Raw genomic sequence first — 14,733 nt, forward strand, 5'->3', positions numbered from 1 at the left:
TAGGCGGTGGCTACGACCGTATTTTCTGTTGGACCATAGTTATTATAGAGAGCATATGGCTGTGGCTGATAATGCTTCAGCTTGTCTCCCCCAATAAGCAAGGCTCTCAGCGTGTGATTCTCCATTTCCATAAATTGCTCACTAAGCTGAGTTGGCAGAAAGCTGATTGTAATGTCATGTTCAGCGAAGAATTGCTCTAGCTGAATCGGGTTTAGTCGACTCTCTTCATCAACGACATAAATCGTGGCTCCGCTTAGAAGATACGGGAAGATCTCCCATACACTTGCATCAAAGCCAACTCCAGCATAGAGCGTGCTTCGATCCTTCTCCGTTAGTTCGTACATTTCTTGATGCCACGTGCAGAGATTAACTAGAGAACGGTGCTCAACCATGACTCCTTTGGGTTGCCCTGTTGTTCCCGAGGTATAGATGACATACGCCAAATCCGTAGGTCCACTTGTTTCCTCAAGACGAGAAGTCTGCTTACTGTAAGAGGCGGCTTCCTCTAGAATCAATGTCTGCCCTGCATAAGAAACTCGATCCTGCAAATGCTGTTGTAGCAAGAGCACCTGCGCTCCTGAATCTTCCAGCATGTAACGAATACGCTCAGTAGGATACTCTGGATCAATCGGCACATAAGCTCCTCCTGCTTTTAAGACCCCGATAATCCCGACAAGCAATTCAATAGAGCGTTCTGCTAGAATCGCTACTAGCTGCTCCTTGTTCACACCCTTCTCTCTTAGGCTATGAGCCAAGCGGTTCCCCTTCTCATTCAGCTCTCGATAAGTGAGCTGCTGCCCCTGATATACCACGGCAATTCCTTCCGGCGTTCGCTCTACCTGTTCCTCAAATAGTTGATGAACTGTTTTTTCCCTCGGGTATTCCGTTGCTGTTGTATTAAATAGCTCCAATAACTGTCGTTTTTCTTCTTGAAGTATGACTTGCAGAGAAGAAAGTGACTTGTATGGATTGGTAATCATCGATTCTAGTAATTGAATGAAGTGTGTTGCCATTCGTTCGATTGTTTCTCTTCTATACAGTGATGTCGCGTATTCAATACTGCACATCAACCCTTCATCATCACCCACAATATCCAAACTAAGATCAAATTTAGCGATTCCATGTTTTTGAGGATAAGGCGTTACTTGTACTCCACCCATTTTTAATTTTTCTTGCTCAAGGTTAAAGAATGAGAACATGGTGTCAAACAAGGCACTACGACTTAAATCCCTAGTGATTTTCACTTGCTCTACTAGTTCCTCAAATGGATATTCTTGATTTTCGTAAGCTTGTAAGGTGGTTTCCTTTATTTCCTGCAGATAATCTGCAAATGATTTCTCTCCTGATGGAAAGCTCCTTATCGCCAAGGTATTGATGAACATACCAATAAGAGAATCCAGATCAGCATGTGTTCTTCCGGCAATAGGTGTCCCTACAATGACATCCTCTTGACCACTGTATCTATGGAGCAAGGTGGTGTAGCTGGTCAATAAAACCATATACAGGGTTGTTCCTGTTTTTTGTGCCACATCTTTTAGCCTTTCAACCATGTCAGCGTCAATCATGAATTCAAATGTATCTCCTTGGAAGCTTTGCACAGCAGGTCGAGGGTAATCTGTAGGTAGCTCTAAGATAGGCAGTTCTCCAGCCAGCTTATCAAGCCAATACTCCCTTTGTTTTTCCATTCGTTCACTTCGAACTTCGGACTGCTGCCATACTGCATAATCTTTGTACTGGATTCTTAGAGAAGGTAAATCCTCTCCTGCGTAAAATTGGGCCAACTCTTCAACTAAGAGATTCGTCGAAATACCATCAGAGATAATATGATGCATATCCATGACTAAAATATGACGTTCAGGTGCAAGTTGGATCAACCCAACCCGAAGTAACGGAGCCAAGCTTAGATCAAAAGGACGAACAAAAAGATTCACTTGTTCTTCAGCGGTGTCTCCAGTAGCTTGTTGATATTCAATGGCAAATTCTACTTCATCATGAATTCGTTGAACCGGCTCTCCATTCATCATTTCAAAGCTTGTACGCAAGGTTTCATGACGCTGAATCAGCTTGTGAAAAGCTTCTTCAAATCTTTCTAGCTCTAGGTTTCCATCTAGCATTAAGGCTTCTGGCATATTGTAGTTAAGATCAGCGCCTTCAATTTGATGGAGAATATAGAGTCTTTTTTGTGCCGAAGACACAGGGTAATATTCACTTTTTTCCACGAGTGGTATGGCGATCCTTACTGCCGTTTCCTTCATTCCCGTTAACTGCCCAGCAATCTCGTCAGCCATGGCTTCAATTGTCGGTAAGCGGAAAACATCTTTAAGAGGAAAATCAATATGAAGCTCTTGATTCAATCTCGTAATTAAGGTAGTTGCTCGTAAGGAATGACCTCCAAGATCAAAGAAGTTGTCCTTGATACTGATTCGCTCTACACCAAGTACCTCTTGCCAAACCTGCTCTATTTGTTGCTCTAAATGAGTACGCGGAGCCTGATACTCGGCTCCAGTCTGAAGAATACCTTCTGGAGCAGGTAACGCTTTACGATCCACTTTTCCATTTTGCGTTGTTGGGATTCGATCAATTTGAACAATGTAAGAAGGGATCATATAGCTAGGCAATTCCTGAGATAAAGCTTCCCTTACATCACTAGATTTCCATTCTTGATCCGCTACGAAATAGGCACACAGCTGTTTTTGTCCCAATGCATCTTCTCGAGCAAGAACCGTCCCTTCCTTAACGAAATCTAGCTTTACTAAATGCGCTTCAACTTCACCAAGCTCAATTCTAAATCCTCGAATTTTTACCTGATCATCGATTCGACCTAGGTATTCAATGTTGCCATCTGGTAGCCAGCGAGCCAAATCTCCGGTGCGGTACATTCTTCCCCCTGATTCAAATGGGTTCTCTACGAATTTCTCCGCAGTCAGCTCTGGTCGATTCAAGTATCCTCGTGCGACTCCATCTCCCGCTAAGCAAAGTTCACCAGGGACTCCAATGGGCTGTAGCTGATTTTCATTATTTAAGATATAGACTTGTTTATTCATGACTGGCTTCCCAATAGGGATGCTTTGACTCTCTTGATGTGTGCACTTGTAATAGGTTGCACAAACCGTTCCTTCCGTCGGGCCATATGTGTTGTATACCTCTGAGGAAGCAAGATTGGAAAAATGGCTCTTGAACAGAACATCTCCTCCTGAAATAAAGAGTCTGACGACATGCTCTTGCTCGGTAAGATGCTGATTTAATTCATTCAGCAGTAACGGCGAGCAGGAAACAATACTGATCTGTTCGTCGATGATTCTTTCCGCCAACTTTCTCGGATCCAGTACCTCTAGTTTTGGCACAATGATTATGCTGCCTCCTGTAACAAGCGCTGGATAGATTTCCTCTACCGAGGTATCAAAGGAAATAGAAGCTTGCTGTAGGATTCGATCCTGCTCGTGAACCTTAAACTCCTGCACGAAGCCATGTACATAGCTTGAAAGATTGGCATGCTCAATCATGACCCCTTTCGGCTTCCCAGTAGTTCCAGAGGTGTAGATAACATAAGCTAAATGCTGAGGCTCACTGATGATACCTATGTTCGAGCTCTCTTCATGGTAGATTTCCTCATTTTCAAAGACGAAATTTTTTCCTTCGAAGCCTGCTTTCTCTAGGAAGCGTTGCTGAACCAAGAGTACCTTCATTCCCGAATCTTCAAGCATATACTGAATGCGTTCCTCCGGATATTCTGGATCAATCGGCACATAAGCTCCTCCAGCTTTTAGAATAGCCAGCATCCCGATGATCATTTCAGCAGAGCGATCTGCCATGATTCCTACCAGTGACTCAGCTTGTACGCCTTCAGCTACTAACATACGAGCCAAACGATTCGCTTTTTCGTTAAGTTCACGATAAGAAAGGTTCTGCTGATCATGAACAATGACTACAGCATGTGGTGTTTTTTCCACCTGCTCTTCAAACCATTGAGAGATACTGCGATCTGCTAAAGTTTCTTTTGACGTGTTGTTAAGCTCTTCTAGAATCTCTATTTTTTCAACAGGTGTTATCATTTCTAGAGATTTTACAGCCACTTGAGGATCTACGACGATTTGTTCAATGACCTGTAGAAGATGCCCTTTGAGTCGATCTATGTCTAGCCGATCGTAGACATTTTGATTGTATTCAAAGCATATAGAGATTTCTTCGCCTGGTATAACGACAAGATTGAAATCATAGTTTGTCTGTTCATCTGAATCAATATTTGTCAACTCTAGCATGCCTATCTCTGGGTTCCCTACCTGCTCTAATTGTTCTTCCATCGGATAGTTCTCAAAGACCATGATATGGTGAATGAGCCTGTTTTTGTGTGCTTCTTGCCTGAATTTCATACAAAGGATAATAATCAAATTTACTAGATTCAAGAGCTTGCTCTTGTACTCTACTAATGACATCAACAAAACGATCCTCTGACGAAGAAGTGATGCGAACAGGAATTGTATTAATAAACAATCCAATCATTTGTTCGATTCCTGGTATTTCAGCAGGTCTTCCAGATACGACACTTCCAAATACCACATCGTCGGTTCGATTATATTTCTGTAGAATGATTCCCCACGTTGTCTGTAGGAGTGTATTGAGGGTCACTTGATACTGCTTCGCAATACGGCTGATCTGTGACGTAATATGTTTATCCAATTTGAACTCAATCTGATCTATAGCGTAAACGCTAGACGTCCGACCCTTTTCTAATAAAAGATGTGTCTGCTCTTCGTAGCCAGACAGATAATGACTCCAATACTGAGAGGCGGCTTCATCATCTTGTCGCTCTAGCCAATCAATATAATCACTGTATGGAGAGATGGTTCTATTCTTTGAACGACCATGTTGGATCAAATTAGAATAGATCTCAAATACTTCAGAAACGATTAATGGCATGCACCAACCATCCATTTGAATATGGTGCGAGCTCCATAAAAATTGGTAGCTTTCATTGTCTAAACGCATGACATAAGCTCTCATTAGTGGATCTTTTTCTAAGTCAAATCCCTTGTTCTTATCTTCTGTAGACACACTCGCAATATAGGCTTGTTGTTGCTGTTCATCCAACTCACGCAGATCCTCATAAGTAAAGCCAATCTCTCTGTGGCGGAAAACAACTTGCAGGAGTTCACCTCTCCAGCCCTGATAAAAGTTTGTGCGCAATACGGCATGATTTGCCGCTAGAGTGTTCAAACTTCTGGAAAAGGCTTCTACATCAAGATTCCCTTTTAATACAAAACGAGTTTGTTCAAAGTATGCCTCTGAACCCTGATCCATAATACTGTGGAACCACATCCCCTTCTGCATCGGAGTTAGGGTATACATATTTTCAATCTCACCTTGAGGTTCCATGTACTCCACAATTTGGTCTAATTCAGCAATGCTCATTCCTTTAACCATGATGTCACTCGGGGTTAAGACAAGCTTCTCTTGCTGCGTACAATGGGCAATCAATTGCTGTAAACTTTCTAGCAAAAATTCACCGAGCTGGGCAATCGTTTCTTGATGATATTCTTTTCGGTTGTAGCTAATATCTAAAGACAATGAACCTTCTGATATCATTCCATTAATATCTAAGAGGTAATGACGAGTTTGCTTTCTGCTACTATCATTTCCACTAGAGTAAGGTGAAAATCCCATATCGTTATTTTGTAAATCCTGGTCAAATTGACTAGGTAGTTAAAGCTAATCTCTGGTTTCACTTCTCTATTTGTCGTATGACCATCCGACAAATAGCGCCAAATACCATAACCAATTCCCTTATTTGGAATGTGACGAAGGGATTCTTTTATGTTTTTGATTTGATAGGAACGCCCCTTCTCTTCCTCTATTTCAAGCAGAATAGGAAATTCACTTGTAAACCATCCTACGGTACGGGTAATGTCAATCTCAGGTATAATGGATTCTCTACCATGCCCCTCTAGATTAACTAATATCCGCTGGACTCCGCGCCATTTCTGTACAGCCAGAGCCAGAGCAGTTAACAAGATATCATTCATATCCGTGTTATATGCCTGATGAACCTGTTTCAATAATTGTTCTGTAGACTCTTTGCTCCATGTAACAAGATAAGACTCACTATCTTCCTCAATAGAGCATGGCACGTCACCATCTTTGGTCAGAGGTGTTACTTCTGCCTCAGCGATCGTTTGCCAATGCGCTTTTTCCTTTTCTATCTGCGAACTGTTTGCATAGCCTAGTAGCTGTTCAGACCAAGTCTGATAAGCATCCGTCTTAGCTGGCAAGGAAACCTCTTCATTGTTCAGCACTTGCTCATATCCTACTGCAATATCTTCTAGTAAAATTCGCCAAGATACGCCATCAATAACCGTGTGATGAATCACGATCAGTAGATGATCTCCATCCGCACATTGAAATACGGAGGCTTTGACTAATGGACCGTGTTCAAGGTCTATGCTGCTCTGTACTTTATTTGCATGCTCTTCAATAACCTGAGCACAATTCGTTTCTTCTTTTATATTTAAGACTTCAAGATGATAGAGCTCTCCTTCCTTTATTCCACGGTTCCAAGCTATATAGCCCGGCTCTGTTTGACGGAAGACCATACGCAATGCATCATGATGCTCGACAATCTTATCCAACACTTTCCTCAATGCCGAATAATCGAAGCCCTTCTTGCGATATAACATCATTGATTGATTATAATGATGAGGATCGGCAAAAGATTGCTCAAAAAACCATTTTTGTATTGGTGTCATCTGGACTTCTCCAGTGATTTCTCTTTGATCTACTTTTCTAGCAATTGGCTGGACACGCTGGCTCAAGCTTCCTAAGGTTGGATACTTAAATAAATCACGCATCTCTAACTTATAGCCTGCTTGATATAAGCGAGACGCTACTTGAATGGATTTAATAGAGTCTCCGCCCAGCTCGAAGAAATGGTCGATCAATCCAACACGTTCAACCCCAAGGACGGATTGCCACACAGTAGCCATTGTTTTTTCCACTTCCGTTCGAGGTGACACGTATTCGACTCCTGTTAACATGCTTCCTTCTGGTGCTGGAAGTGCTTTTCGATCTACTTTTCCGTTCGGAGTTAGCGGCATTTTTTCTAATTGCCTAAAGTAAGATGGAATCATATAGCCCGGTAATTCTTCAGATAACTGCGCTCTTAACTCACTTACTGTCAATTCCTTTTCGGCTACAAAGTAGGCGCACAGCACTTTCTGTCCTCGATCGTCTTCTCGAGCAACGACGACAGCCTCCTCAACCGATGGGCATTGTAATAAATGCGATTCAATCTCACCAATCTCAATCCTAAACCCACGGATTTTTACTTGATGATCCATTCGTCCCAAATAGTCAAGGTTTCCATCAGGTAACCAACGAGCCAGATCTCCTGTTCGATACATTTTTTCTCCCGCTTTATACGGATTGTCTACGAACTTCTCACTTGTCAGCTCTGCTAGATTTAAATACCCTCTACCTACTCCAGCTCCTCCAATATATAATTCTCCAGTAAGTCCGATCGGTTGAAGTAAACGATTTTCATCCAAAACATACATTGTCACACCAGGTAACGGTTTCCCAATAGGCAGATTATTCATAGAACCTATGAGCGCCTGTTCAAAGTAACAAGAGTCAACGCAAGCTTCCGTTACGCCATAACTATTGATGATTCTCATATTCGTACCAAAACGGCTGATGAGTTTTTGGAACTCTTCTACTGGACAATAGTCTGATCCAATAATCAATAACTCCAGACTTGAAATATCTAACTGGTTTTCATAAATATACTCCATTAACGGAATCACCAAAGCAGGGTTGATTCAAACATCTGAATCTGCTCTTTGATTATCAGTTCATGGATGGCTACAGGATTTGCTCTTGCCTCACTTGGGCAGAGAACTAATTCGCCTCCATGTAATAGAGCTCGAACCATATCTCCAGAAAAGACATCGAAGGAGAAGTTAGCCCATTGTAACCAGCGGACTCCTGGCTGTTGCAAGTTATATTCTTGTTTCCAAGCGGAGGCGATAGTCGTAATTTGTTTGTGTTCAATTAGAACGCCTTTAGGTTTCCCTGTCGTACCTGAAGTGTATATGACATAGCACAAGTGAGATGAATCAGTATTCGCAACCAAATTCGTATCATCTGGATGATAAGATTCCTCTTCATCGACTAAAATCCACTTTCCCTCAAAAGAGATACGTTCCTGCAGATGGCGTTGCGTAAGTAAAACTGGAGCAGCAGAATCCTCCAACATATAATGAATTCGATCCTCTGGATATTCTGGATCAATAGGAACATAGGCGCCTCCTGCTTTTAACACGCTCAGCAAAGCTACGATCATATCTACTGATCGCTCAACCATGACACCAACAAGTTGATCAGGCTGTATTCCCGATTCTCTCAAAGTACGTGCAAGCTGATTTGCCCGTTTGTTTAGTTCAAGATAGGTGATCCTTTCCTCTTCAAAAACAACGGCGAGAGCATCAGGGGTTCGTTCTACTTGTTTTTCAAATAATTGATGAACCGTATTTCCATCTACAAGATCAATGCTGTCTTGATGAAAGCTTTCTAAAATGAAACTCTTTTCTGGCAGAGTAATAATCTCTACTTCTTTTAAAGTTACCTTCGGATTGCTGACCACTTGTTCTAACAAATGAGTGAAATGCCCCAGTAGTCGCTCCAGCATCACTGATTCATAAACCAAAGCATTGTATTCAAATTGAATTTGCATTCCATCCCCTGGAATAATCACAAGATTTAGATCAAAGCTTGTTTGTTCATCGACATTGATGCTTGAGATTTCAAAACCTTCTGCCACAAAGCTGTTCGATTTTCCTCCCTGATCGTTCACAGGAAAGTTTTCAAAAACCATAATATGATTAATTAAATTTTGCTTTTGCTCAGTTTTCTCTTGGATCTCGTATAGCGGATAGTAATCATATTTCTGAGACTCAAGGGCTTGATCCTGAATATGTTTCATTAAGCTAACAAAGCTATGCTCTGAATCACCACAAACGCGTATCGGGATCGTATTGATAAACAAGCCAATCATATGTTCAACACCCGAAATTTCTGCTGGTCTTCCAGATACTACTCCTCCGAATACAACATCAGAAACACCATTGTATTTCTGTAATAAAACTCCCCAAGCAGTTTGCAATAAAGTATTTATTGTAACCTGCTGTTGCTTCGCCAATGTGTTGATTCGCTGTGTTAAAGGTTCTCCAAGATTCCAAGTAAGCTTTTGTAGATCATAGCCTGGTGCTGTTCCTGAGAACTTCTTTTGTGGTAAAACGACCTGTTGTTCATATCCTGCTAAATACTCGCTCCAGTACTCTGATGCCTCAACCTTGTTTTGTTCCTCCAACCACTGAATATATTCGCTATACGCTGGAGAAGTTGCTAGGTTGGCTGGTTTTTGAGTATAGTCGCTCTGATATAATTCAAAAAGCTCGGTCATCAAAATAGACAAGCACCAACCATCCATCAAAATATGATGAGCGCTTAAAAGAAACAAATAGGATTCTTCTTCTCTTTTAAAGATCGTAAGTCGAATTAACGAATCTCGCTCTAAATCAAAGCCTTTCATTTTATCTTTGTTTAACGCTGATTCGATAAATTCCCCTTGTTCATCACATTCCATAGTCGTTAGATCTTCATAGTGGAAGTCAATAGATTTGTTTCTAAAGACAATTTGTAGTGGTTCATCTTGCCATCCACTGTAAAAATTAGTTCGTAAAACGCCATGGCGCTGGACCAGTGCCTCAAAGCTTTTCTTAAAAATATCCACATCCAGATCTCCCTCAAGAGAAAAGGTCATCTGATCAAAATAAACGCCAGAAGAAGGATTCATTTGAGTATGGAACCACATTCCCTGCTGCATAGGGGTCAGGTTGTATATGTTTTCAATATCGCCGAGATTACGTGTTTCCATAGCAAGCTTATCTAGTTCCTCAATGGTGATTCGTTTTAGTAAAACATCACTTGGTGTTAACTCAGTTCCAGCCTTCTCTAGACAATGACTTCCAACTTCTAAAAGGCTTGCTTTAAAATAGGAAAGCAACTGCTCTAGTGATTCTCTCTGGAACTCATTTGATCTATAGCGGACGTTCACATCAACATGCCCTTTACTAGAAACCGAAACACGAATATCCAAAATATCATCTTGGTGTAGATCTTGATAGTTATAATCACTTCTAAAAGAAACAGGTATAAATTGAGTCAATTGGTCTAGCTGTAAGTGTTCTTCTACATGGAAGCGAATAGCTGGTATAGATTCCCCTTCTTTTGACAAAGTGCTTTCTGCTTTATGATCGAAAACTCCTGATCCTAAGTCGCTGTTTGGCATTTTGCGCAGCGCTTCTTTGACTACCTTAATCTGATTGCGCAAGTCGCCATACTTATCTATATTCAGTGTTACTGGAAACTCACTTGACAACCAGCCAATTGTACGAGAAAAATCAACATTTTCGATCAGTGATTCTCGTAAGCTTCTTTCGACATTAGCTACAAATTGAGTTAACCCATTCCATTCCTGAAGGGCTAAACCTAAAGAAGTGAGTAGAATATCCTGTAGCTTTGTGTTATATGCTTGATGGATTGAATCTTGAAGATATTTCAACTCTTCAGCACTCCAGCGGACATTCACTTCTTCTAGCTTTGAAATTGATACTGATTCTAGCAACATTTCATTGTTTTGCGAGCTTGGCAAGAGATCGTTTTCCCCAGCTACGAATGCTTCCGTTTTCGTTGGAAGTTGTATCTCTTGTCCACTAAGAGCTTGTTCGTAAGCCAAATCAATATCTTCCAATAATATATCCCACGATCTTCCATCCATTAAAACACCGTGAACCATAATAGAGAGATAATCTCCAGATTTCCCATGGAATACACCAACTTTTAGAAGTGGACCTGTTTGCAGATCAAAGCTCATTTTTATCTCATTTTCTTTGAGTTCAATAGCTTCTTCTATATCTTCTTTATCTCGAAAATCACATACAGCAAGACTAAATGACTCACCCTCATTCACGGAGCGAACCCAGCCCTCAACTCCATTTGCTGTTTGCGTAAAGATCATTCTCAAGGAATCGTGCTGTTCTGTAATCTTAGTAAAAACTTGGTTCAGCAATGCTTCTCTAAAACCTTCTTTTCGGTATACCCTTTTTGATTCAATACAATGATTTGGATTGACCCAAAGTTGTTTAAAAAACCAATTCTGTATAGCTGTCAGCTTCACGGTGCCTTCTACATTTTTTGGATTAGGCTGAGCTATCATTTCAATATACTTACTAAGCTCCGCAATGACAGGGTAGCTAAATAGCTCTCTTATTTCAACCTTATATCCAACCTGGTACATTCTAGATGAGATTTGAATGGCTTTAATAGAGTCTCCCCCGAGCTCAAAAAAGTGATCCAGTATCCCAATCTTAGGAATACCTAAGACATCCTGCCAGATAGATGTTACAACCTTTTCAACCTCTGTCCTAGGAGCGATATATTCCACTCCCCCCTGAGCATCAATTTCAGGTTTTGGTAAAGCTTTACGATCTACCTTTCCATTAGGTGTTAATGGCAGCTTGTCCAATTGAACAAAATATGAGGGAATCATGTAATTTGGCAGTTCCTGCGCCAAGGCAATTCTAAGATCATTTATCTGTAATTCATGATCAGCTACATAATAGGCACATAATTGTTTTTGTCCTGCCTCATCCTCCCAAGCAATAACCGTCCCTTCCTTCACCTGCTCAAGTCTGATCAATTGTGATTCTACTTCACCTAGTTCAATCCGATTTCCTCGGATCTTCACTTGATCATCTGCTCTACCAAGAAATTCTATATTTCCATCTGGCAACCAGCGTGCAAGATCACCCGTACGGTACATTCTTTCTCCCGAAATAAAAGGATTTTCTACAAACTTTTCAGCATTAAGATCTGGACGATTTAGATATCCTCGCCCTACACTTGATCCACCAATAAACAGCTCCCCTGCCACTCCAATGGGTTGTACGAAACGACCTTCCTGTAAGATATACATCCGAACATTTGGCAATGCTTTTCCTATAGGCAGGTTTTGAAAACTGACAACTTCAGCTGTTTCAAAATAACAAGAATCGATACAAGCCTCAGTAACACCATAACTATTTAAAATGCGCATTTGTGAACCAAAACGCTCGATCAATTGGTTGAATGCCTCTACAGAGCATTGATCCGAACCTAAAATTAATGTTCTTAGAGAACTCATATCTAGTTGATTTTCAAAAACATAATCCATAAGCGGAATAACAAAAGCAGGAGTTGATTCAAACATCTGAATATGATGTTTTTGAATAAGTTCTGCCAATTGCACAAAGTCCAATCTCACATGGTTTGGGCAAATAACGAGCTTCCCTCCATGTAAAAGTGCCCTTATGTAATCTCCGGTGAAGACATCGAAAGAAAAGCTAGCCCACTGCAACCAAGTGATTCCCTCTTCATGCAAGTGATAATCTTCTCTCCACGCACTAGCCATCGAAAGAACATGCTGGTGTTCGATCATGACCCCTTTAGGCTTACCAGTGGTCCCAGAGGTATAGATAACATAAGCCAAATGATGCGCTTCTGAAATAGGCTCCAAATTCTCTTTACTCGGATCAAAAGACTCAGCAACATCAAGAAAGACCTGACTTCCACCAAAATCAATGCGATCCGCTAGCTCACCTTGCAGAAGCAGCACCTCTGCATTAGAATCCTGAAGGATATATCGAATTCTTTCCTCAGGATATTCTGGATCAATAGGAACATAAGCTCCACCCGCTTTTAAGATGGCAAGGACACCAACGATCATTTCTAGTGATCGATGAGTCATGATTCCTACTAATTGATCAGCTTGTACTCCTTTGAAACGCAGGGTACGGGCTAATTGGTTCGCACGAGCATTTAGTTCGCTATAAGTTAACTCTTGATTTTCATAGACAACGGCAATAGCATCAGGTGATTTAGCCGCTTGCTCTTCAAATAATTGATGTATAAGTTTATTTGGAGCATATTCTACCTTTCTAGAGCTAAATTCATTCATAATGGTAGTAAGTTCAGCCTGATCTAATATTGAAAGCTCTTGAACAGACTGTACAGGGTTATGTATCATTTCAGCAATAATCGTTTGGATTTGTTGAAGCATCCGATTCATCTCTGCTTCTTCAAATAATTCAACACGATATTCAAGATGTAATAAAGCGTGTTGTTCATCAATCAAATCCTCTATATTGAAAGCGATATCATCAATCTCATCTCCACTAATGAAAGTCTTATGCTGAACATGCAAATCGTCATAAGTTTTCCATTTAACAGGCTGATAATTTAGAGAAAGACTAAATAGATGTCGAACATCATTTTTCGGAAATTTTTCTCTTAAATGATCAATTAGATTATTATAGGGGTATTTTTGATGACGTAAGATCGATTTTTGCTCTTTGGAAACAGTATGTAATAAAGTGAGTAGGTCTTGATGAGGATTCATTTGTAAACGAGTTGCAACGGTGCTAACAAACATTCCTAAACAGTCTTTTTCTTGTTTTGATGTTCTGTTAGCAAAAAGAGAACCGACTGAAATATCTTGTGATCCGCTAATTTTATGTATGTAGATGTACAACGAGGTTAAAAACAAAGTATACAAGCTAATGTTATGCTGCTGAGTAAAAGCATTTAATTGATGATACTCTTCTCCACTCACCTCCAAGGTGATTCTTTTTGCTTTGGTACCGATTGAATAAGGAGGGTAGGGTTTTATATTCATAAATTCCGGTAAATCCTTAAACCTATCCAGCCAGAATTCTTGATCCTTTTGATAGCGTTTTGACTGTTCATATTCTTGCTCAGAACGAATATAGTCGAGGTACGAGCTCTTTCTTTCTTTTGAAACAAAAGGTTCTTTGGTTAAGTCCATGTAGTGTTCCATGATTAAATCTAAAATACGGTGGGCAGACACTCCATCACATATCATGTGATTATACTTCATATTTATCCAATATTCTTCATGATTGATATTGTATATTGTGACTTGATAGAGCCTCGAATCTGTATACTTGATCGGTTTCTCCATAAAAGCTTGCATGCTTTCTTCTGCTTCTTCTTGATGATCGAAATGCAAGCAAGCAATCTCTTGAATCACGGTGCTCTCCTTGTCGAACCATTGCCTAGGTTCACCATCTTCCATTGAAACCTTGATATGAAAGGTATCATTTTCTTCTAACACACGAATAATGGATTCTTGTAATCTCTCACAATCTACATTACCTTGAACGATTAATGATAGTCCAATGGTAGACACCGCTGTATTAGGGTAAAGTAGCTCAGTATACAAAATCCTTTTCTGTGCCTGTGTTAAAGGAAAGTAGTTCATAGTACCATTGTTCACCTTTTGATCACCCCGTCAAATAAATAATTTGCACTATTTGGCTAGTGTTCTCATCGGAAATCCCTAATATTCCTTTGAGATACATAATTCCCAATAGTTATTTGTATCTACTAATTTATATTACCAGCATTCATTGTTTTTGTATATATCTTTACATTATTTTCACATTTTTTACAGTGTATCAATGTAAATTATTGCAATAAGTTCACATTTATCCACTTTTCTTTTTTGATATCAATGCTTTAACCCTATTACGAAGTTGTTTTTTATACTATTTCAAAACATATTGCGACAAAAACCACAAGAAAAAACTACCTTTCACTCGAAGTGAAGGTAGTTTTTATATT

General features: G+C 40.2%; 3 protein-coding genes and 1 pseudogene. All 4 read right to left on the minus strand.

The genetic code is table 11. The features are described from left to right. On the minus strand, positions 1-2,288 hold a 2,288-nt coding region (locus tag JCM10596_RS31565), incomplete at its 3' end, for a non-ribosomal peptide synthetase (protein ID WP_369345687.1). Between the two features lie 43 nt (positions 2,289-2,331). After that, a pseudogene (locus JCM10596_RS31570) lies at positions 2,332-5,661 on the minus strand (condensation domain-containing protein). Then, positions 5,595-7,784, minus strand: coding sequence for a condensation domain-containing protein (locus JCM10596_RS30990; RefSeq protein WP_025028904.1), 2,190 nt, complete (start codon positions 7,782-7,784; stop codon positions 5,595-5,597). Before JCM10596_RS30990 ends, JCM10596_RS31570 begins: the two are co-directional and overlap by 67 nt. Positions 7,785-7,792: 8 nt before the next feature. Then, a complete protein-coding gene (locus tag JCM10596_RS21720) occupies positions 7,793-14,386 on the minus strand; it encodes a non-ribosomal peptide synthetase (RefSeq protein WP_148302683.1) in 6,594 nt (2,197 codons plus the stop codon). Positions 14,387-14,733 lie beyond the last annotated feature (347 nt).

It is taken from the genome of Caldalkalibacillus mannanilyticus JCM 10596, from assembly GCF_000615945.1.
Lineage (GTDB): Bacteria > Bacillota > Bacilli > Caldalkalibacillales > JCM-10596 > Bacillus_AT > Bacillus_AT mannanilyticus.